The sequence below is a fragment of the Pseudomonas sp. P4_C8 genome (assembly GCF_056401975.1).
Map to the genome: position 1 here is coordinate 23,670 of NZ_JBFUIH010000067.1, position 19,140 is coordinate 42,809.

Annotated in this window: 24 protein-coding genes; 13 read left to right on the forward strand and 11 right to left on the reverse strand. The window is 55.9% G+C overall.

What is annotated here, in order from left to right; all coding sequences use genetic code 11:
* Nucleotides 1-11: 11 nt before the first annotated feature.
* The 3 genes from flgD to flgB are packed head-to-tail and all read right to left on the reverse strand — an operon-like array spanning nucleotide 12 to nucleotide 1,607.
* Nucleotides 12-737, reverse strand: a complete 726-nt coding sequence (gene flgD / locus AC1DWM_RS27870; RefSeq protein ID WP_477796654.1) for a flagellar hook assembly protein FlgD — start codon at nucleotides 735-737, stop codon at nucleotides 12-14.
* Nucleotides 738-752: 15 nt separating this feature from the next.
* Nucleotides 753-1,196, reverse strand: a complete 444-nt coding sequence (gene flgC, locus AC1DWM_RS27875) for a flagellar basal body rod protein FlgC (RefSeq protein WP_123432836.1) — start codon at nucleotides 1,194-1,196, stop codon at nucleotides 753-755.
* A gap of 3 nt (nucleotides 1,197-1,199) precedes the next feature.
* Complete coding sequence (gene flgB, locus AC1DWM_RS27880; protein WP_223516188.1) at nucleotides 1,200-1,607, reverse strand: flagellar basal body rod protein FlgB; 408 nt, start codon at nucleotides 1,605-1,607, stop codon at nucleotides 1,200-1,202.
* 359 nt (nucleotides 1,608-1,966) lie between these two features.
* Between flgB and AC1DWM_RS27885 the strand changes: the two genes are divergently transcribed.
* Both AC1DWM_RS27885 and AC1DWM_RS27890 read left to right on the forward strand, forming a co-directional pair.
* On the forward strand, nucleotides 1,967-3,679 hold the full coding sequence (locus tag AC1DWM_RS27885; protein WP_223516186.1) for an S-type pyocin domain-containing protein: 1,713 nt from the start codon (nucleotides 1,967-1,969) through the stop codon (nucleotides 3,677-3,679).
* Nucleotides 3,676-3,948: a hypothetical protein gene (locus tag AC1DWM_RS27890; protein ID WP_223516184.1), complete on the forward strand. Its 273-nt coding sequence runs from the start codon at nucleotides 3,676-3,678 to the stop codon at nucleotides 3,946-3,948. Before AC1DWM_RS27885 ends, AC1DWM_RS27890 begins: the two co-directional genes overlap by 4 nt.
* A 228-nt stretch (nucleotides 3,949-4,176) precedes the next feature.
* On the opposite strand, the gene cheR is transcribed toward AC1DWM_RS27890, so the two are convergent.
* On the reverse strand, nucleotides 4,177-5,004 hold the full coding sequence (cheR, locus tag AC1DWM_RS27895) for a protein-glutamate O-methyltransferase CheR (protein WP_223516182.1): 828 nt from the start codon (nucleotides 5,002-5,004) through the stop codon (nucleotides 4,177-4,179).
* Nucleotides 5,005-5,050: 46 nt separating this feature from the next.
* A complete protein-coding gene (locus AC1DWM_RS27900; RefSeq protein ID WP_223516180.1) occupies nucleotides 5,051-5,983 on the reverse strand; it encodes a chemotaxis protein CheV in 933 nt (310 codons plus the stop codon).
* A gap of 81 nt (nucleotides 5,984-6,064) precedes the next feature.
* Between AC1DWM_RS27900 and flgA the strand changes: the two genes are divergently transcribed.
* The 4 genes from flgA (at nucleotide 6,065) to AC1DWM_RS27920 (ending at nucleotide 8,674) form a co-directional block, all read left to right on the forward strand.
* Complete coding sequence (flgA, locus tag AC1DWM_RS27905; protein WP_477796655.1) at nucleotides 6,065-6,826, forward strand: flagellar basal body P-ring formation chaperone FlgA; 762 nt, start codon at nucleotides 6,065-6,067, stop codon at nucleotides 6,824-6,826.
* Nucleotides 6,827-6,992: 166 nt separating this feature from the next.
* Complete coding sequence (flgM, locus tag AC1DWM_RS27910) at nucleotides 6,993-7,319, forward strand: flagellar biosynthesis anti-sigma factor FlgM (RefSeq protein WP_027923951.1); 327 nt, start codon at nucleotides 6,993-6,995, stop codon at nucleotides 7,317-7,319.
* A 48-nt stretch (nucleotides 7,320-7,367) separates the two neighbouring features.
* Nucleotides 7,368-7,835: a flagella synthesis protein FlgN gene (locus tag AC1DWM_RS27915; RefSeq protein WP_223516176.1), complete on the forward strand. Its 468-nt coding sequence runs from the start codon at nucleotides 7,368-7,370 to the stop codon at nucleotides 7,833-7,835.
* Nucleotides 7,836-7,927: 92 nt separating this feature from the next.
* Nucleotides 7,928-8,674: a flagellar brake protein gene (locus AC1DWM_RS27920; protein ID WP_223516174.1), complete on the forward strand. Its 747-nt coding sequence runs from the start codon at nucleotides 7,928-7,930 to the stop codon at nucleotides 8,672-8,674.
* Nucleotides 8,675-8,741: 67 nt separating this feature from the next.
* Here the strand turns inward: AC1DWM_RS27920 and AC1DWM_RS27925 are convergent, their stop codons facing one another.
* The 5 genes from AC1DWM_RS27925 to chrA form a co-directional block, all read right to left on the reverse strand.
* Nucleotides 8,742-10,109, reverse strand: coding sequence for an MFS transporter (locus tag AC1DWM_RS27925; protein ID WP_477796656.1), 1,368 nt, complete (start codon nucleotides 10,107-10,109; stop codon nucleotides 8,742-8,744).
* A gap of 69 nt (nucleotides 10,110-10,178) precedes the next feature.
* On the reverse strand, nucleotides 10,179-11,420 hold the full coding sequence (locus AC1DWM_RS27930) for a glutamine synthetase family protein (protein WP_477796673.1): 1,242 nt from the start codon (nucleotides 11,418-11,420) through the stop codon (nucleotides 10,179-10,181).
* A gap of 199 nt (nucleotides 11,421-11,619) precedes the next feature.
* Nucleotides 11,620-12,312 carry a sensor histidine kinase gene (locus AC1DWM_RS27935; protein ID WP_477796657.1) on the reverse strand — a complete coding sequence of 231 codons (693 nt, stop codon included), beginning with the start codon at nucleotides 12,310-12,312 and terminating at the stop codon, nucleotides 11,620-11,622.
* Nucleotides 12,309-13,913: a tetratricopeptide repeat-containing response regulator gene (locus tag AC1DWM_RS27940; protein WP_223516169.1), complete on the reverse strand. Its 1,605-nt coding sequence runs from the start codon at nucleotides 13,911-13,913 to the stop codon at nucleotides 12,309-12,311. The genes AC1DWM_RS27935 and AC1DWM_RS27940 overlap by 4 nt, the downstream gene beginning before the upstream one ends.
* A 151-nt stretch (nucleotides 13,914-14,064) precedes the next feature.
* The gene (chrA, locus tag AC1DWM_RS27945) at nucleotides 14,065-15,402 is read right to left on the reverse strand and encodes a chromate efflux transporter (protein WP_223516167.1); all 1,338 of its coding nucleotides are present in this window, start codon (nucleotides 15,400-15,402) and stop codon (nucleotides 14,065-14,067) included.
* Between the two features lie 310 nt (nucleotides 15,403-15,712).
* Between chrA and AC1DWM_RS27950 the strand changes: the two genes are divergently transcribed.
* Complete coding sequence (locus AC1DWM_RS27950) at nucleotides 15,713-16,939, forward strand: tyrosine-type recombinase/integrase (protein WP_477796658.1); 1,227 nt, start codon at nucleotides 15,713-15,715, stop codon at nucleotides 16,937-16,939.
* Here AC1DWM_RS27950 and AC1DWM_RS27955 read toward each other — a convergent pair.
* Nucleotides 16,919-17,452 (reverse strand): hypothetical protein, encoded by a 534-nt coding sequence (locus tag AC1DWM_RS27955; protein ID WP_477796659.1) that lies wholly within the window; start codon nucleotides 17,450-17,452, stop codon nucleotides 16,919-16,921. The two genes, AC1DWM_RS27950 and AC1DWM_RS27955, sit on opposite strands and share 21 nt — an antisense overlap.
* Before the next feature lie 157 nt (nucleotides 17,453-17,609).
* Here AC1DWM_RS27955 and AC1DWM_RS27960 point away from each other — a divergent pair, with 157 nt between their 5' ends.
* From AC1DWM_RS27960 to AC1DWM_RS27985, 6 genes are all read left to right on the forward strand, one after another.
* Nucleotides 17,610-17,810, forward strand: a complete 201-nt coding sequence (locus tag AC1DWM_RS27960; RefSeq protein WP_477796660.1) for a helix-turn-helix domain-containing protein — start codon at nucleotides 17,610-17,612, stop codon at nucleotides 17,808-17,810.
* Nucleotides 17,807-18,034 carry a hypothetical protein gene (locus tag AC1DWM_RS27965; RefSeq protein WP_477796661.1) on the forward strand — a complete coding sequence of 76 codons (228 nt, stop codon included), beginning with the start codon at nucleotides 17,807-17,809 and terminating at the stop codon, nucleotides 18,032-18,034. Before AC1DWM_RS27960 ends, AC1DWM_RS27965 begins: the two co-directional genes overlap by 4 nt.
* Entirely contained in the window at nucleotides 18,031-18,159 is a 129-nt protein-coding gene (locus tag AC1DWM_RS27970; RefSeq protein ID WP_477796662.1) for a hypothetical protein, read from the forward strand. The genes AC1DWM_RS27965 and AC1DWM_RS27970 overlap by 4 nt, the downstream gene beginning before the upstream one ends.
* Nucleotides 18,156-18,416, forward strand: a complete 261-nt coding sequence (locus AC1DWM_RS27975; protein ID WP_477796663.1) for a hypothetical protein — start codon at nucleotides 18,156-18,158, stop codon at nucleotides 18,414-18,416. The genes AC1DWM_RS27970 and AC1DWM_RS27975 overlap by 4 nt, the downstream gene beginning before the upstream one ends.
* A gap of 85 nt (nucleotides 18,417-18,501) precedes the next feature.
* Nucleotides 18,502-18,831 carry a hypothetical protein gene (locus AC1DWM_RS27980; protein WP_477796664.1) on the forward strand — a complete coding sequence of 110 codons (330 nt, stop codon included), beginning with the start codon at nucleotides 18,502-18,504 and terminating at the stop codon, nucleotides 18,829-18,831.
* Nucleotides 18,831-19,139, forward strand: coding sequence for a hypothetical protein (locus AC1DWM_RS27985; RefSeq protein ID WP_477796665.1), 309 nt, complete (start codon nucleotides 18,831-18,833; stop codon nucleotides 19,137-19,139). The genes AC1DWM_RS27980 and AC1DWM_RS27985 overlap by 1 nt, the downstream gene beginning before the upstream one ends.
* Nucleotide 19,140: the final 1 nt, after the last annotated feature.

Here is a 19,140-nt window from a genome sequence, read left to right on the forward strand (position 1 = left end):
GTTAGTCGGCTCTATATACCGATGGTTTGTACTTTGGACAGGGCAACACTGCCCAGGCCGGCCAGGTTCAGCATCAACTCACCGCCGGTCTGGCTGATGGTCACGCTGTTGACGGTTGCCGGCAGGTAAGTCACCAGCGAAGTCGCCTGGCTGTCGTAAGTCGCGGTGGCGGCGAACTTGTACGTTCCGGCCGCGGCCACTTCGCCCGCATCGTTCTTGCCGTCCCAGATAAAACTGGCGTTGCCGGCTGGCTGGCTGCCCAGGTCGATGGTGCGAACGACTTTGCCATCGGCATCGGTGATCTTGACCGTCACCGGGTCCGTCGATGCCGGCACGACTGCCGTACCGTTGAAACTCTTGGAGGTATCAACCACTGCGGTGTCGGTCTGGGCGATAACCGAGCGGCCTACCAGCGAAGAGGCTTGCAACGCTTGCGAGGAGTTGTAATTGCCGGCAATGCCGCTGACCGTATCGTTCAGCGTGGTGATGCCTTCCAGACTGCTGAACTGCGCCAACTGAGCGACGAACGCGCCGTTGTCCTGCGGTTCAAGCGGGTTCTGGTTTTTCAGCTGGGTCACCAGCAATTGCAGGAACGCGTCTTTGCCCAACTCTTTTTTACCAGCGGCACTTTGGGTCGCTGAAGCCAGACCATCACTGCTGGTATTGTTGGTCTTGACCGAAGAATTGGCCAAAACATCATTGAGGCTCAAGCCACTGGTCGTATCGATAACACTCATCAGAGTCGCCCCTTATCACTGACCGAGAGTCAGGACCTTCTGCATCATGGTTTTGGCGGTGTTCATCATTTCGGCGTTGGTCTGGAACGAACGGCTCGCGGAAATCATGTCGGCCATTTCTTCGACGACGTTGACGTTCGGGTAGTAGACGTAGCCCTTGGCATCAGCAGCCGGATGGTTCGGCTCGTAGCGCGCTTCAAGGTTGCTCTGGTCTTCGACCACGCCCAGTACTTGCACGCCTTGACCGGCAGCGTCCTGGCTCTGGAACAGCGAATCGCTACCGCCGTTCTGGCCGCCCTGGAACATGGTGGCGAACACCGGGTGACGGGCGCGATAGGTCTGGTCGATGCTCGACGAAACGGTTTCGGCGTTGGCGATGTTCGAGGCCACGGTATTCAAGCGAGTGGTTTGAGCACTCATGCCGCTACCGGCAATGTTGAAAACACTGGATAGGGACATGACTTACTCTCCGCGCAGGGCTGATACCAGCCCTTTGAATTTGCTGTTGAGCAGGGTGAAGCTGGCCTGGAAGCCGACGGCGTTTTCCGCGTAGTTCGACTGTTCCAGCTGGGCGTCCACGGTGTTCTGGTCGATCGACGGTTGCATCGGCGTGCGATACAGCAGCGACTCGTCGCCATTGCCCAGGCCTTCAGCTTCGATGTGACGGCTGTTGGTCATGTTCAAGGCAAAAGTACCGCTCTTGGTTTTCTCGTTTTGTGCGGCGAGCACTTTCGAGAAGTCCAGATCCCGAGCCTTGTAGTTCGGGGTGTCGGCGTTGGCGATGTTGTTGGCCAGGACTTCGGCACGCTGAGCGCGAAAGCCCAGGGCTTGTTCGTGGATACCGAGCGCTTTATCGAAGCTGATGCTCATGTCGGGAAACCTTCGGGTGACCTGATTTTTCGTAACAGAGACAAAGCAAGCGGCGTGCCAAATAAAAAAAGCCCATAAACCGGGGCTTTGCGGGGAGTGGCAAGGCGGCAATGCCAGAAAAGCGGCAACCGGTCTCCGCCATCTGCCGCTTTTCTGCCGCTTTCTCGAATCGTGCGCCGGTCGTTGTAGGAGCTGGCGATGACTGCTACGCAGCCAAATACAGCCCGCTCACATTGTAATTACCCAATCTTCAATCACGACATCAACAGTAAATATTCTACTGTTGATGTGGCGCCCTTGTTGCGGCATAACTAGGCGCTTCTGCTAATTGGAATTCAAATCATGGCAAGGAATGCCGCATGCAAAAATCTATCGATATATCAAATTTTGACAGCGCTCTGAATTGGAATGGAGCTATTCCGACGATTACTGTGGCTCACAAAATTGAAACCATCAACCAAGAGCGCGACGCATATGCACAGTTGGTAGCCATAGCACATTCGGTGCAAGATCAGATAGGAAGTGTTTTTTCGAATGGCACGTCGGGCGTGCGAAATGAAATAGAGGGGCGCATAGGCTCGTCTACTGATACCCACCCATTCAATAAACTGGAGGACGCCTTAAAAAAGAAAGCCATTATTGTCAAGCTCCTGCAACAAATTAGAATGAGTAGCAGCTGGTATGAAGCAGATAGTTTTTTTGGCATAGATGCATTGTCATTGGACAGTATGGAAAGTGCCGAGTTATTCGCGGCTTATTTGGATACAGTAGAACACGAGGAGGAGCGCCGAGCCTATTACGAAAACTTTCTGAAATCTCTGACAGCCGCCTACATTAAACGAATCCTTGTCGAGGCTGTTTCCATTTTAGAGGACGCTTCTCCAGCTATAGATGCTGCGATCCATTCTGCCTTGGCTAGAGGTGAAACTGCCTACAGTTTCAATTTAACCCTTAGTCAATCCGCGCAGGTGGTCACTGTGGCGGGTGCCGCTACTCTCCAAAACGCGGACGGTTGGACCTTCGAGGCAGCCATCCGTAAAAGCATTTTGTTGTTGACAGGGCTGGGGGACGTACTTCTCAGTCGAGCGACGGCGATTGGGATCGGGGCTTTGCTCTATTCACCCGCTCTGGGTAACGGCGAGCGTTATCCTCAAACGGCTCTCAAACTATCTGGCAGTACAGTCTTGCCAGATGCACCGTCTAACCTGAATGAAATCGCCGCTACCGAAGGAACCATCGATCTTCCCTACCGGATTTATGGTGACCTTGGCCAATACACCCTCGTTGCAACACCGGCGGGAGGGAGCATTTCATCAGCGGTGCCAGTTCGGGCGCTGGAGTTCGACCAGAAGACTAACAGCTACAGTTTCACCTCCGCCGACACACCGCCCATCACCCTCGGTTTTCCAATTATCCACTGGGAAAGCAGTTCGACAACTTCACCTGCTAGACCAGTGGAAGTACCGCATTACAGTGGCGTTGAACTGTTGCCACTACTCGTGCGGCCCGAACCATTGCCTGCGTTCGAGTTACCCGACTTCAGGGATTGTATTTACTGCTTTCCGGTCAACAGCGGCTTGCCGCCGATTTACATTGTTTTCAATAGTCCTTATGAAGGGGCTACCACGAGAGGGAAGTACAGCGGTCGATTTTTCAATCCTGCCAAAGCTGGAGGCCCAATTCTGGATTTGGATTGGACCAATGCTACCGTGACGAAAGCGGGTATTGACCTTGTCAAATTGCATACGGGCCGCTTCGACCCTTCGGACGCCAATGCCATCATGGTTGACCGATTGGAAAAAAATCTGCGAGGTGAATTGATAACTACGGCTATCGACAAACGTTTCTATACTCATGAGCTGAGAGAGCTTGAACGTTTCAGAGCATTAGGTGTGGCGGATGGTGTAAAGCCGAATGATGGCGGTGTCATTTGGAATAATACTCACGCCGCAACACTAGAAGACTACAAACTAAAGGGTGAGTTTGAGTTGCTCTACACGCCTGAAGCTATAGAAGCAGATAACAAGCAGACAGAGAGAGAATACAAACAGTTGGGAGGGGCAAAGCAATGAGTGTCATAACAACCATCGTGCTCAACGAGAAACCTGAAGAGGTAATTCTATTTCTTACCAAAAATGAACTAGGTATCGATCTTCCTCGGCTTGACGGGCTTTATAATCGGGCTAGTTGGGCGCATGTGGGAGACAACATGGGATTATTGCATCTTGTTTGGAAAATGCGTGACGCTGGATTTGTAAAAATGGATGGAACCGGGATTAGGAGGGGCCCTAACTGGAGAGAACCGATATTCATGGTAGAGGGGAAATATACTTTTGATTGATATTGCCAAGCGCCTGTCATCTTCATGGGAGGGCGACAAGCAATATCTATTGTTCAAGGATGTCCGGACCCCTGATCTGATGACGGGCTTGAACTGCACATGAAAAAAATCCGATGCCGATACAGGCATCGGATTTTGATTTCTTGCGGCCAAAGGTCAAGCGAAAGGGCTTAACTGATCGGCATTAGCCCCTGAGGACTCCCGTTTTTTTGTATTGCCGGTGAACAATCACTTCGCCTGGTAAATGATCCCCGGGCTGCACTGGACCATCTGGTAATGATCCGGCAAACCGTTCAGCGCTTCGGAAGCGCCGAGGAACAAATAGCCACCTGGCTTGAGCGTGCTGTGAATGCGCAACAGGATGTCTTTCTTCACCTCGGCGGAGAAGTAGATCAGCACGTTGCGGCAGAACACGATGTCGAATTTGCCCAGAGCTGCGTAGCTGTCCAGCAAGTTGAACGAGCGAAACTCCACCCGGCTCTTGATCGGCGCCTTGATCGCCCAGCGCCCTGGCCCTTTCGGGTCGAAGTAACGCTGAAGGCGCTCGGGCGACAGACCACGGCCAATCGCCAGGCTGTCGTACTCGCCGGTCTTGCAGTTGGCCAGCATGGTGCCGGACAGATCGGTGGCCACAATCTGCGCGCCCATCTTCAATTGGCCCAGGTTGACGCGTTCGAACTCATCGATGGACATCGACAGCGAGTAGGGCTCCTGACCCGACGAACAGGCCGCCGACCAGATCCGCAAGCGCTGACCGGGTGCGGCTTTGATCGCTTCCGGCAACACCTTGTTCTTCAACACTTCGAAGGGATAGGTGTCACGAAACCACAACGTTTCGTTGGTGGTCATGGCATCCACCACCATCTCGCGCAAACCGCTGCGTGGCTGGGTCTGAATACGCTGGACCAGCTCACCCAGCGACTTGATGCCCTGCTGTTCCATCAGTTTGTTGAGACGGCTCGAGACCAGGTACTGCTTGTTTTCACCGAGCAAAATGCCACAGGCTTTTTCCAGGAAGACCCGGAACTGTTCGAAATCCAAATTACCCGTAGACAAAGATGCCGCCTCTTAAATCGTGTGAACCACCGGGGGCAGAAGGCCCCTAGCTGATGTCTGCTGCTCTGATCCGGTCGACTACCCGGGATGCCAGGTCATCAGGACGGAACTTGGCAAGGAAGTCATCGGCACCGACTTTCTTGACCATCGCCTGATTGAAAACCCCCGACAACGAAGTATGCAGGATGATATGAAGCTTTTGCATGCGAGGGTCGTTGCGGATCTCGGCCGTCAGCGTGTACCCGTCCATCTCCGGCATCTCGATGTCGGAAATCATCATCAGGAACTCTTCTTCCGGCTTTTTCCCTTCGTCGACCAGCTTGCGCAGGTAATCCAGTGCTTGCTTGCCGTCGTTCAACGCCACCACTTCAACGCCGACGGTTTGCAGGCAACGAGACACCTGTTTGCGCGCCACCGACGAGTCATCGACCGTCAAGACCTTCAAGGACAAGGCCTTGTGCTGGGTTTCGACATCGACCACACCGACCGAAATCGCTTCCGGTGTCGGCGCTACTTCCGCCAGCACTTTTTCGACGTCGATGATTTCGACCAGCTGGTTGTCGACCCGTGTCACAGCCGTCAGGTAATGATCGCGCCCCGTGCCCTTGGGTGGCGGATGAATCTCCTCCCAGTTCATGTTGACGATGCGCTCCACCGAGCGCACCAGGAAACCCTGGGTCTTGGTGTTGTACTCCGTGATGATCACGAACGGACTGCTTTGATCTTTCAACGCGCCGGAGCCGGTCGCCATCGCCAGATCAAGAATCGGAATGGTCGCCCCCCGGATACTTGCCACACCGCACACGACAGGACTGGATTTGGGCATCAGCGTGAGTTTGGGGCATTGCAGCACTTCCCGAACCTTGAACACGTTGATCCCATAAAGCTGCTGGCCGTCGAGACGGAACAACAACAGCTCAAGGCGATTCTGCCCTACCAGTTGCGTGCGCTGGTTTACCGCATCCATTACACCAGCCATGCACCGACTCCTACACAACGCTTGAGTGTGTTGCGACGCGCTGTCATCACAAAACGGCACGGCGCTTGCTTTTTAACGCTTATGAACACAGAACCGACATTTTTTCGACGCCTGACATCAATCGCTCGCCAATGGCTTTGTGCGATATCGGCCGTCTGCCTGTTCAACGCTGGCAGCCCTGCCCTTGCTGACGCAGTTACCTTGCCTGACATGCTTATCGGCGTCACTCAGGGCTTTCTTGAGTTCACAGTCGAAGACTATTTGGCGACCAGCCAAACCGAAGGTCGCTATGAGATTCAGGTCAATCAGCTCGATCCGCGTCTGCGCATGCCATTGTGCGACAAGGAATTGACAGCCACTTTAGAGAGCCCGGCGACCCCGATTGGCCGGGTCACGGTCAAGGTCCGTTGCGACAGCACCACCCCCTGGACTGTCTTCGTACCCGCTCAAGTCCGCCTGTTTCGCGACGTCGTCACCACCACTCGGCCGCTCAAGCGAGCCGGCTTTATCGAGCAGGGTGACGTGGTGCTGCGCGAACGAGACATCAGCCTGATCAGCCAGGGGTACTTCACCTCTATGGATCAGGCGATCGGACAGAAACTGACCCGACCAACGGTCACCGATCAGGTCCTGACGCAGGTTCATCTCGAACAGGCCGAAGTCATCACCAAGGGCGACCAGGTGGTGATTACCGCCCGCAGTGGTACGCTCAGCGTGCGCATGCCGGGCGAAGCCCTGTCGAATGGAGGCTTGCGTGAACAGATTCGGGTGAAAAACCTCAACTCCCAACGGGTCATCAAGGCGCAGGTCATCGCGCCGGGCCAGGTGGAAGTGGCCATGTAGAGATCTCTGTGGGTGAAAACATGGCGCTGACCGTGGCTGTTCCCTAAACTGTGCCGCACGCAGGAAATGCGCCGGCGCATGCACGCTCATTGATAAATGGGCCTAAAGTTTTTGCAGGGAGAGCCGAAAACATGGCAAGCGTCCAAATTCCCAGAGGTTTTTTATCATGGTCATCGATTTCAGCCGTTTGAACAGTTCCTCGTCACTTACCGGCAGTACGCGTACCAGCGCCAACAAGGACACTGCCGAAGCCGGCAAATCCGCGCCGCTGAATACCCCGGCCGAACAGGCCAGTACCGCCAAAAGCGGGGAATCGGTACACCTCAGCAATGAGGCTCAGCAGTTGCAGAAGGTCACTGACAAGCTGCGCGATCAACCTGCCGTCGATAACGCCCGCGTGGCCGAGTTGAAAGCAGCGATTGCCGATGGCAGCTATAAAGTCGACAGCAACCGTGTAGCCAGCAAACTGCTCAACTTCGAAGCCCAGCGCTAGGCCACGGCCTGCGCCAGGCTTTTGGACGCTTAAAACCCAAGGCCAGCCATGCACGACACTAATTTACTGCAACTGATCATCGACGACTTTGCTCCAGCGCAACACTTGCTGGAATTACTGCAAACCGAGTCCCTCGCCTTGCATGGTCGCGACATGCCACTGCTCGAAGACATTCTGGCGCGCAAACAGGCAATGATCATTCTGCTCGAACAGCATGGCCGCAAACGCAGCGAAATCCTCGCCAGCCTCAACCTGCCCACCAATCGCCAGGGCCTGGAGCAACTCGCCAGCCAATCAAGTGTCGGTGAGCAGCTGCTGGAGCAGAGTGACGCGCTGACAGCCCTGCTGACTCAGTGCCAGACAATCAATGTCAATAATGGCCAGTCGATCCTGATTCAGCAGGCCGCCACGGCCAATCAGCTGAAAATCCTCACCGGCGGCGAACCACCTGCGCTTTACGATGCCCGCGGATCAACCTCCAAGTTAGCAAAGCCACGCCCGCTCAGCCAGGCTTGAACCTGTCGATGAGTTCGCTCTATCTAGGCGCGCCACATGCTGGCAATATACTGGCAATGCGCAAACATATTTTGTCCGGAGAATGATGAACCGTGTCCAATGCCTTAAACGCGGAAGATGCTCCACAGCCACCCAAGGTGCTTTCCACACCAATGGAGATCGCTGGCAACCTTCGGCAACTACAAGAGAGTCATGACCCGCTGATTATTACGTTCCATGAACGCAACCAGCGTTTCCAGAGCTATCTGGTAGATGTCGATCGTGACGCCGACATGATCGCCCTGGACGAAATGGTGCCCCGCGATGGCGAACGCTATCTGCTGGCGGGCGAATCGTTTCGGGTCGAAGGCTTCCATGAGGGCGTGCGCATCGCCTGGGAAAGCAACGGTCCACTGAGCATTGACGAATCCGACAACACGCGCTGCTATCGCGGCAAACTCCCCGACCAAGTGGTTTACCACCAGCGCCGCAACGCCTTCCGGGCGGCATTGAAGCTGGCGCAACTGGTCGAGGTCGAACTGGGCGGTGAAAAGCTCAAATCGCCGATCAGCGGCAAGCTGCTGGATATTTCCGCCACCGGCTGCAAGCTGCGCTTTGACGGTGACATCACTGGCAAACTGCAATTGGGTCAGGTCTACGACCGCTTCGTTGCCGCCCTGCCCTTCGGCAGCATGACCACACCAGCGGAATTGCGTTACCTGCACTTCGAAGAAAAGATCTCCACCACCTTCGCCGGTATCCGCTTTCACAACATGAGCGGGATGGTGCAGCGTCAGGTCGAGCGGTTCGTGTACCAGCTTCAGCGTGAAGCACGGCGCTTCGACAAAGACGACTTCTGATACGACGCGTCAACAAAAAAACGGGCAGTCCCTTGCGGTGACTGCCCGTTTTTTTATGCATCAAAAATCAGGGTCTGGCTTCAGTAAAACTTTGTTCGCGTCCTGAGTCCGGATCTTCCCGTGGCGTCGGATCTGCTTCCGGTTCCGGCTCTGAATCCGACTCCGGATGGGGCGGGCTGTGCATCTGCTCCTGCACGACCTGCTCATCGACACGCGGGTCAAGACACGCCACCAGCGGCGAACTCGACATGCTGTCCGGCATGGCCACGTGATGCAGCGGCGCATCGTCGACCTGATGCAAATTGGTGACCGCTTTCGGGCGGATCCGCCACACCAGCACCAGCGCGAAGAAACTGAAAAATGCATAGAGCATGTGGCTGCCGAACAGCTTCATCAGCACCCCGGCGACCAGTGGCCCGATGCTGGCGCCGACACCGTAAGTCACCAGCAGCATCGCCGTCAGCGAGACCCGGCGATCTCCTTCGACGTGGTCATTGGAGAATGCTACCGCCAACGGATACAGGCAGAACTGCACCAGCGAACACAGGAACCCGGAGATGAACAACACCTCAATCGGCACGGTCTGCAAGATCGCCAGCGGCAACGCGGCCAAAGCCAGGCTGAAGGCAAAACAGCGAATCAACAGCGCCCGGTCATAGCGGTCAGACAGCCACCCTAACGGCCACTGCACCAAAAGGCCGGCAAAAATGCAGCTACCCATGAACAGGCCGACCTGTTCGTTGGACAACCCCTGCTGGGACGCATACAACGGCGCCAGACCGTAGAACGACCCTACGATCAACCCTGCCCCCAACACCGTACTCAATGACTGCGGCACGCGCTTGATGAAGAAGCGCGGCTCCATTGGGGCCGGGTGCAACGCCGCCGGGTGAATTCGTCGAGTGAGTGCCACCGGCACCAGGCACAGGGCGAAGCACAAGGCGACCAGCATCAGCAGTTCCAGGCCCAGGCCGGGGTGCATGACCAGTATCAGCTGACCCAGTACCAACCCCAGATAAGACGCGATCATGTAGCCGCTAAATACCTTGCCGCGCATGTTGGCATCGGCTTGTTCGTTGAGCCAACTCTCGATGACCATGTACTGGCACATCATGCCCAGACCGACAATCACCCGCAGGAACAGCCAGGCCGGCAGCCAGTCAGTCAACCCATGGCCCAATACCGCCGCGCCGACGATCCCGGCGCACGCGGCATACGCACGTATATGCCCGACCCTGGCAATCAGTCGGTGACCGATCTTGCCGCCCAGCACCAGGCCGAAATAGTTGGCCGCCATCAACGCACCGACCCACAAGCTGTCGACGTGATCGGCTGCCAGGCGCAAGGCCAGGTAAGTGCTTAACAGGCCCGAGCCGATCAACATCATCAGCGAGGCGAAATACAGCGCTCGAAAGGATTTCCAGATTTGGCGCATCGGCGTTCCGAGCGGCTCCTTGCAGTGGGGATCAGACTACCGAAACAATAGACTGAAGACGACGAAGCGTCAGGCCTGGGTTGCTAAAACACGCCGTTCCCAGGGGGTAATTTCATCAAAGAAGCTGGTCAGCTCCATGGACTTCGAAGCGATGTAGCCTTCGATGAACTCATTGCCAAACAGTTCCTTCGCCAATTGGCTACGTTTCAGACGCTCAAGAGCCGCATGCAAGGTACACGGCAACGAAAGATTATCTGGCACTTCAAACTCACCCTGGACCGCCTCGCTGGGCTCCAGCTGGTTTTCAATGCCGTACAACCCGGCGGCAAGGCTGGCCGCGATGGCCAGGTACGGATTGGCGTCGGCCCCCGGCAAACGGTTCTCGACCCGACGAGCGACCGGTGAACTGGCCGGAATGCGCAACCCGGCGGCACGATTGTCGTGGGACCAGCAGGCATTATTCGGCGACGCGTACGGGTGGCACAAGCGCTGATAAGAGTTCACGTTCGGTGCGAACAGCGCCGTGAAGTCGGCCATGCTGGCCTGCAGACCGCCGATGAAGTGACGGAAGATGGCAGTCGGCTGACCGGCCTCGTCGCTGAACACGTTACGCCCGGTGGCGATGTCGACAATGCTTTGGTGAATATGCATCGAACTACCCGGCGTGTGCGCCAGCGGCTTGGCCATGCACACCACGTTCAAGCCATGCTTGAGCGCGACTTCCTTGAGCAGGTGCTTGAACAGAAACGTCTGGTCGGCCATCAGCAGCGGATCGCCGTGCAGCAGGTTGATCTCGAACTGGCTCACACCCATTTCGTGCATAAAGGTATCGCGCGGCAAGCCCAGCGCCGCCATGGATGCGTAGACTTCCCTGAAGAACGGCCGCAAGCCGTTATTGGAGCTGACACTGAACGCCGACTGACCGACCTCACGACGACCGTCCAGGCCCAGTGGCGGCTGGAACGGTTGAGTCGGGTCGGGATTGGGCGCGAACACGAAGAACTCCAGCTCGGTCGCCACCACCGGCGCCAGACCGCGAGCTGCGTAGCGCGCGATCACTGACTTGAGTTGGCCGCGGGTCGACAGACTTGAGCTTTCACCGCTCAATTCATCCGCATCACAAATGGCCAACGCCCGAGGCTGCTGGCTCCAGGGCAAGCGATAGATGTGCGCAGGGTCAGGCACCAACGCCAGGTCGCCATCATCGCTGCCGTAAAAACGTACAGGTGGATAGCCCCCCATGATGCATTGCAGCAGCACACCCCGCGCCAACTGCAACCGACGTCCTTCAAGGAAGCCCTTGGCCGTCATGACTTTGCCCCGAGGCACGCCATTCAAGTCCGGCGTGACACATTCAATCTCATCAATGCCCGCCAATCGCTGGGCGAGTGAACGATGTCCATCGGTAGTCATGACGCAATCCTTCGTTGTGCGAGCCGCAAACGGCGACCCGTACAAAATAGGCTCCACCTGTTCAGAATATCAAGCAGCGCCACACAATAAAGAACCGTCAGGGCAGGTAAAGGCTGAACACACCGCCGCCCAACGGGCCGCCATTGCTGAGCCGGGTGCTTCCGCCGACACCATTGCGCTGATGCAGCGCGGCGATCCGCCCGGCAAAGTACAGGCCCAGACCGGTGCTACTGCTGCTGTAATTGATGCCCGGCACATAGTCAGCCTGAAACTCGATCATCTCGGCTGGATAACCGTCGCCATCGTCGTTGATGGTCAGCACCAACTGGCCGCCCTCGTCACTGACGCTGATCAGCAGTGACTCGCGCGCGTAACGAATGGCGTTGTTGATGATGTTGGCCAGCACCGAGGCAACCAGCTCGCGGTCGAAGAAACCCAGCGGGCACAACGGGTCGACTTCATAGGTCGCGAGAATGCCGCGACTGGCGAACACCTCTTGATGGCTCGCCAGTTGCGCTTCGAGAAAGTCATCCAGATCATGGTAGGCCGGTTGCACCGGCAGCTGATTGACGCCTAGCTTGTACAGGCCCAACAACTGCACCAGCATGCCATTGAGGTGCGCGAACTCATACTCGATGACGCCCTGCTCCGGGCTGTGCTGCGCCGGATCGGGCAAGCGGGCCAGCCACTGGCTGTGAGCCTGAATCAGCAAGGCCAACGAGTTCTTCATGTCGTGCACGGTGGAAGCAATCACCGTCGAGAAATCCAGTGCCGGGTTGGCTTGGCTCATCCGCCGAACGCCTTGATTTTCAGTTTCTGATAGCGCGGATAACGCGCGTCGGTATCGGGCATCAATCCGACCATTTTCAGGCAGACCCGACATTCTTCGATTTCGGCCGACGGCACACTGGTATCAGTACCGTGCAGCAGCGACTGCGCCATGTTCAGGGCAATACTGATGTTTTTCGGCTGCATCGCCAGCGCTTTGCGAAATACCGCACGGGCCTCCACCAAGTTGCCGGTCTTGTACACCCGCACGCCCTGACGGTTAAGGTCGGCCGCCGCGCTGCTCGAACTGAGGATCGTCGGGTCATCGGTCAGTTTGGCGATGCCCTTCATCACCACCGGATCGTCACCGTAGATTTCCGCGCAGTTTTTCAACATCGACGCACCGGCACCCGCCTGACCAAGCATTTGCAACTGCTTGGCTACCAGCAGCGCCGCCTCGGCACTCATGAATTGTTCCATACCGTCGAGGCGCATCATTGCTTGTTCGGTGAGCTTCTCGGCAGTTTCGGCATCGTTGAGCAACAGGCTGGTGGCTTTCATCAGACGCGCACGAATCTGCAAGCCCGGGTCGCTAGGATTCTCCTTGGCCACCAGGCTGAGCGTCGTGTTGATTTCCAGGCGGGTGCGGGTATCCAACCCTTTCTCGCTGCCTTTGCAGATCAAGGCGTGGGCCAACCCCAGATTGCTTTCCGCATCCTTGAAGCGCGACTGAGCGCCTTGGGACACCGCCTGGCGATAAGCCCGGGAGGCAGTGTCGAAATCTTCGTTGGTCATCGCCAGTTTGCCCAACAGCGCTTGCCGACGCACCGCCAGTGGCGACAGGCGAATGGCCTCTTCCAATACTCTCTGTGCGCCCCGGGTGTCGCCTTCGACCACCAGCACGTCGGCCATGCCGTCATACAGCGCCGGCATCATCGGAAACACTTTCAGGGCTTTTTCGTAGATGCCCTTGGCCTGGCTGACCTGGCCACGCTTGAACAGCAACTGGCCCAACCCGGCAAACGCCCACGGCAACGGCCGATCAGCAATGATGCTGTCGTAGAGGCGCTCCAGCGCTTCGTTCTGATTCAAGTCGCGCAATGCATCCGCGCGGTAGCGCAGGCACAGCGGCGAATAACGGATGTCCTTCTTGCACAGCTCGATACAAGCATTGAGCACTTCAAGCGGCTTGCCACGGTCGAGTGCTTGCAGGATCGGCTTGAGCAAATTCTTGCGCTGCTCCAGACGCTCCAGGCGCTGAGCCAGGCCAGAACGGTTGAACGGCTTGGTCAGGTAGGCGTCCGGTTCGTGCTCCAGCGCACTGAGCACCATGGCCTGGCTGGTTTCGGCAGTGACCATGACAAACACACTTTCATGGCTGATCAGCTTCTCGATCATCAAGTCTTCGAGGACCTGTTGACCGTTCTTTTTACCGTCGCCGAGATGGAAATCCTGCAGGATGAAATCGTAGGACTTCTGCGAACACATACGTAGCGCCTGTTCGCCCGTGTCCGCGGTATCCACGTCCTTGACGCCCAGCTCACGCAGCATGGACCTGACGGAACTGCGGAAATCCGAGAAATCATCGACGATCAGAAAACTCTTTTGGTGATACGACAGCATCGAAGATTTCCAGGCAATGTTAAGAAGAAGAGCATGACCGTACGGGTTATCGGCCAACAGTACCGTTACCTTTAGACTGAGAGGGCTCATCTACCGGGCGATTTGGCGGGCCCGACGCCCGCCAAAGACTGTTATCTGACTCTCACTTCATTTAGCGCAGCAAATGCACGGCCAGGCCGACGACCGCACAGGCCATCAGCACCTGAATCACACCCCGCTTGAAGCGGAACAAGGCAATTGCCGCTGCAATCGCGATCAGTGCAGAGGGCCAATCGAGGCTGCCGCTAAAACCCTTCGGCCAAAGCACGTGATAGCCGAAGAAACACGCCAGATTGAGAATCACACCAACGACTGCTGCCGTAATCGCAGTGAGAGGTGCGGTGAACTTGAGCTCGTTATGGGTCGATTCCACCAACGGGCCGCCCGCCAGGATGAACAGGAACGAGGGCAAGAAGGTAAACCAGGTCACCAGGGAGGCTGCGACAGCTCCAGCCAGAAAAACGTGATCGCTACCGAACACCTGTGCGACATACGCCCCGACAAAGCTGACGAACGCCACGACCATGATCAACGGTCCGGGTGTGGTTTCACCTAGCGCCAGGCCATCGATCATTTGTGTCGGTGTCAGCCAGCCATAATGGCCGACTGCACCTTGATAGACATAGGGAAGTACGGCATACGCACCGCCAAATGTCAGCAGCGCCGCCTTGGTAAAGAACCAGCCCATCTGGGTCAGGGTGCCTTCCCAGCCATACAATGCGGTCAAAACCCCCATCGGCAATGCCCACAGTGCGGCGCCAATCAGTGCGAGCGATACCAGTTTCAACCAGCTGAATCGGGCATGTTCCGGGGTCGGGGTGTCGTCATCGATCAAGGCCGGGCCGAAGGACTTTTTGGCGGCGCCATGACCACCGACCCTGAACTTCTCGGGCGCCAGGCGGCCGCCGACATAGCCGATCAGCGCGGCGCCCAGAACGATCAACGGGAAGGGAAGATTGAACGCGAAGATTGCGATGAATGAAGCGGCCGCTATCGCCCATAGCCAATTGTTTTTCAATGCCCGAGAGCCGATTCGATGGGCCGCCTGCACGACGATGGCGGTTACGGCAGGCTTGATGCCATAGAAAAGCCCAGCCACCACAGGCACTTCGCCGAAGGCGATGTACATCCACGACAAAGCGATCAGGATGAACAATGAGGGCAGCACAAACAGCACGCCAGCAACCACCCCGCCCCAGGTTCGATGCATCAGCCAGCCGATATAGGTTGCCAACTGCTGAGCCTCTGGCCCTGGGAGCAACATGCAGTAGTTGAGGGCATGCAGGAATCTACGCTCGGATATCCAGCGCCGCCGCTCCACCAGTTCCTGATGCATGATCGAGATCTGCCCCGCCGGCCCACCGAAGCTGATGAAGCCGAGCTTCAACCAGAACCAGAACGCCTCACGAAAACTGATCGCTTGCGGCCTCGACAGCTCTTCTTCATCCATGGGTGTCAAAGCCTCTGGAAACGAATCAGCAGGTAGTGTGCGAGCGGGTACCAGGTACTAACAGAAAGGCATTCTGATTCTTTTGACGGAGCGCAAACCCATTCAGGTTTCAAACGCTACGTTGCGCAAGGCGCCATGAAATAGATGGTGTCCCAGGGCAGGTTCGAACTGCCAACCTTCCCCTTAGGAGGGTCAAATTATGCCCAACAAAACCAGCCATTACCCCGCATTCATTAGGCCAAACCGTCCGGTTGCGTCTCTTCGTACTGGCTGGTACTGTGCTTTTCGCTGGTATCCTGCTGGTACGGACATGAAAGCCAAAATCACACAGAAACTAATCAACAGCCTAGCACCCCAAGAGAAGCACTACCGCGTCTTCGACACGGACCAGCCAGGCCTGTTCATCAGAGTACAACCAAGCGGGCATATGTCCTATATGGTTTCGTGGGCGAGGAACCGGGAACGCTCGTTAGGGCGCGTTGGAAAGCTAACGCTGGCCCAGGCGCGCACCGATGCTGCACGCTACCTTGCCGATGCCCACGAGCACGGCGAGCCGCTGGCAGTGACCCAAGGCCGCAAAGGCGCGGGACTCCCAACGCTACGGGCATTCATTGATGACACGTACCTACCGTGGTTCAAGGCGCACCACAGGGGGTATGAAAAAACACTGCACACTCTGGATAACAACTTCGATGCGATCATGCCCCAGCGCCTTGACGCAATCACGGCCCGCGATCTGGAGCAGCTCCGTACGGACTGGCTGAACTCCGGCAACAAGGCATCCACGGCCAATAGGAAGATGGGGGCTATCAGTGGCGTGTTCTCCCGCGCCGTCGATTGGGAATATCTACCCTCCTCGCCCCTGGACAAGATCAAGCCACTGAAAGTCGATACCAAAGGCCAAGTCCGTTACTTGTCTAAAGATGAAGCCCGCAACCTTAGAAACGCACTGGAGGCTCGAGAGTATCGAGCTTGCTTAGAACGTGACAGCGCAAACCAATGGCGTTCAGAAAGACGAAAAGAGTTGTATCCAGACCTGCGAGAACTTGCATTTACCGACCATCTGAAACCGATGATTATAGTATCGCTTAATACCGGAATGAGGCGTGGCGAATTGTTCAGCCTAACTTGGCCGATGGTAAACTTCGAGACTAAGACAATTACAGTCGGCGGCGACACTGCAAAGACTTCTGAAACTCGCCACGTACCGATGAACGCCGAAGTATTCAACACATTTAAGACTTGGAAGGATCAGAGCGGAGAATCGGCTTTTGTATTCCCGGGGTTGGAAGGTGGCCGGATGGAAGATGTTAAAAGCGCTTGGCTCAAGCTGCTACAGGAGGCGTGCATCGATGGGTTTCGTTGGCATGATATGCGCCACGACTTCGCGTCACGCCTAGTGATGGCTGGCATACCGCTTAATACCGTTCGGGATCTACTGGGGCATACGGATATCAAAATGACCCTCCGCTACGCCCACCTTGCCCCTGATGTGAAAGCAGCCGCGGTGCAGATGCTAAGCACCATTAGCAATTGAAATAAAAGACTCAAAGGTAAAGTTAAAAGATGGATTTTTAACTCTAAACTCATGCCACTTCTCTAAAACCCCCTCATACTTTTCCAATTTGGCAATATCAAGCGCAGGCGACTTGAAAGAAGGGTTAAATAAAGCACTATGATCCTGCTCATCAAAAACCTGGGTAATACCTGAAAATATATCCAAGTTATCCAATATAGTTAGAATTATAAATTTGTCTTTTGTCGATACTGCTGACGGTGCTAAAAAATATAATCTAATTTTAATCAGGGCAGCTATTTCGTGTTCCGCAGATGTTATCGCGTCTTCTAAGGATATAAGGCCATCGCAGCCAGGTATAGGTTTTGCCGCCTCTCCCGGCATCACGAGCTGTTCCTGCGCCGAATGATAAATTAGCTGTTCAAGCATCGAAGTCGCAGAAAGCTCCCGAACCGCGGTCAGCGCCTCGATGCGCAACTTTATCCCGCGATCAACTCGCAACGAGATTGTCTCTGTGCGCTTGCGCTTAGCCATGGCCGGCATTCCGTAATCTGTTGTGTGAGGCAGAAGAGATTGCCATACAAAGCTCCTGATACGCAACGCCACGTAATGACACAGTTTTGTATTGACACTTTATCGTACTGCCAATAATCTTCGATCTCTGCAACCAAACCACCAGAGATAGAAAGCCATGAGCCAACCGCTACAAGCGACACCTCTGGCAGTCGGTCCGGAAGAAGCCGGCCGCATGACCGGCCACAGCCGCAGTGCCATTTACCAAGCCATCGCCGTCGGCGCCCTTAATGCCTTCAAGTCTGGAAAGCGCCGCCTAATCTTGGTGCGCGACCTGGAGTCTTGGATTAACAGTGTTGCAAAGGCGAACGCCCGATGAACGCGCACGATCATCTGCTTCAACCTGTGCGCCTGCGCCGCCTGATATACAACGCAATGGAAGACAAAGCGCTGATCGAGGCCGACACCGATACCGGGTACATCGTTATTGATATGCACGAGCTTGATGCGATGGAGGGGGGCGACGTGATGAGCGTCTTCTCCCCTGAAGAGCTAGCCATCATCGACTGCTTTCTGACCGCTGCTGCGAGGACTTTCGAATGACCATCAAACTGTTTGACCGCGCCGGCCTTGTGCTGGGCCGGCTGACACTAGCTGCAACGGTAAAACTGATCGATCTGGAAGCGCTCAAGAGCTTGGGCGCAGTCCGAGTGGAGGTGGCGAAGTGAGTAAGGCTATGACCACATGCCAAACGCTGGCAATGATTACAAGTGAAGCAATTGACCAGCTTCGTTATCACAAAGAACACGCCTGTTGGCTGGAAGCACTCATGCGAGCTATCAGGACCGATATGAAAACAGGCTCCCACGGCGCAGCAGCCCTTGCTGAGCTTGGGCAGTATCTGGCTTGTGCTTTGGCGAATTACATAGACCGTCAGGCAGAGCATTTTCAAAATGCACTGGACTCAGCGGAAGGCGGGAAATGAAGCGAGAAGAGAAGAAGCCCAAAGCGGTGTTCGAGCACCGCCCGGGTAAAAACACATTGGGTAGCACCAACGCGAGGATTCAATCGTGACAGATTCGAAATCTGACGGCAACGGCAATAAATTGGTGCGGCTTCAGGCTATCGAGCCCCAGATTCTTCTGGACTCGGTTTTGGATGCCCGAGAAATGTGCTCAATGAACTTCGCTAGGCAGGAGTTCGACAACCTGGTGCGCATTCTGGTGCCCATGATTGATCCATTGTTGTGCCATGAGGGCAACACCATCGCCTGCGACATCGCTCGGAACATCGAACAGGTCCGCATCTTTAGCGGTAATTTCTGCTGGCGGCATCGTCACCTTGGCACCTCCTATGGTGTGGTTGGTAAACGGAGCCGAATCGACGCAGGTGGTGAGTAATGAATACCCTCAACTGCACGCCTGATAAACCGATTGTCGACCTGAACAGCGATCAACTCCGCACGCTGATCGACCTCATTGAAGTCGAGCGCAACCACGCTTCCCACTGGTGGACGATGCTCAACGAAATGCGCTGCCGTGGTGAGTTGCCGCATTGGGTGAAAGAACAAGAAGTCGGGGTTGCCCCGGATCATGACCGTTGGTTAACAGATTGCTCCTACACCAACAAGGCGTTGTTCGGGCGTGCCTATGTGCACGGAGAAACCAGCCAGCAGATGTTTCGCTGCCACCCTGACCTGAGGGGCTAAC

Bases quoted from the DNA above. Each gene is read 5' to 3' on its own strand.
- flgA (WP_477796655.1), top strand. From the start codon at position 6,065: ATGAACACAGAACCGACATTTTTTCGACGCCTGACATCAATCGCTCGC.
- flgD (WP_477796654.1), bottom strand. From the start codon at position 737: ATGAGTGTTATCGATACGACCAGTGGCTTGAGCCTCAATGATGTTTTG.
- AC1DWM_RS27965 (WP_477796661.1), top strand. From the start codon at position 17,807: ATGAACGCGCACGATCATCTGCTTCAACCTGTGCGCCTGCGCCGCCTG.
- AC1DWM_RS27960 (WP_477796660.1), top strand. From the start codon at position 17,610: ATGAGCCAACCGCTACAAGCGACACCTCTGGCAGTCGGTCCGGAAGAA.
- AC1DWM_RS27955 (WP_477796659.1), bottom strand. From the start codon at position 17,452: ATGGCTAAGCGCAAGCGCACAGAGACAATCTCGTTGCGAGTTGATCGC.
- AC1DWM_RS27890 (WP_223516184.1), top strand. From the start codon at position 3,676: ATGAGTGTCATAACAACCATCGTGCTCAACGAGAAACCTGAAGAGGTA.
- AC1DWM_RS27970 (WP_477796662.1), top strand. From the start codon at position 18,031: ATGACCATCAAACTGTTTGACCGCGCCGGCCTTGTGCTGGGCCGGCTG.
- flgM (WP_027923951.1), top strand. From the start codon at position 6,993: ATGGTCATCGATTTCAGCCGTTTGAACAGTTCCTCGTCACTTACCGGC.
- AC1DWM_RS27985 (WP_477796665.1), top strand. From the start codon at position 18,831: ATGAATACCCTCAACTGCACGCCTGATAAACCGATTGTCGACCTGAAC.
- AC1DWM_RS27885 (WP_223516186.1), top strand. From the start codon at position 1,967: ATGCAAAAATCTATCGATATATCAAATTTTGACAGCGCTCTGAATTGG.
- AC1DWM_RS27915 (WP_223516176.1), top strand. From the start codon at position 7,368: ATGCACGACACTAATTTACTGCAACTGATCATCGACGACTTTGCTCCA.
- AC1DWM_RS27935 (WP_477796657.1), bottom strand. From the start codon at position 12,312: ATGAGCCAAGCCAACCCGGCACTGGATTTCTCGACGGTGATTGCTTCC.
- AC1DWM_RS27950 (WP_477796658.1), top strand. From the start codon at position 15,713: ATGAAAGCCAAAATCACACAGAAACTAATCAACAGCCTAGCACCCCAA.
- AC1DWM_RS27930 (WP_477796673.1), bottom strand. From the start codon at position 11,420: ATGACGGCCAAGGGCTTCCTTGAAGGACGTCGGTTGCAGTTGGCGCGG.
- AC1DWM_RS27940 (WP_223516169.1), bottom strand. From the start codon at position 13,913: ATGCTGTCGTATCACCAAAAGAGTTTTCTGATCGTCGATGATTTCTCG.
- chrA (WP_223516167.1), bottom strand. From the start codon at position 15,402: ATGGATGAAGAAGAGCTGTCGAGGCCGCAAGCGATCAGTTTTCGTGAG.
- AC1DWM_RS27925 (WP_477796656.1), bottom strand. From the start codon at position 10,109: ATGCGCCAAATCTGGAAATCCTTTCGAGCGCTGTATTTCGCCTCGCTG.
- flgC (WP_123432836.1), bottom strand. From the start codon at position 1,196: ATGTCCCTATCCAGTGTTTTCAACATTGCCGGTAGCGGCATGAGTGCT.
- AC1DWM_RS27900 (WP_223516180.1), bottom strand. From the start codon at position 5,983: ATGGCTGGTGTAATGGATGCGGTAAACCAGCGCACGCAACTGGTAGGG.
- flgB (WP_223516188.1), bottom strand. From the start codon at position 1,607: ATGAGCATCAGCTTCGATAAAGCGCTCGGTATCCACGAACAAGCCCTG.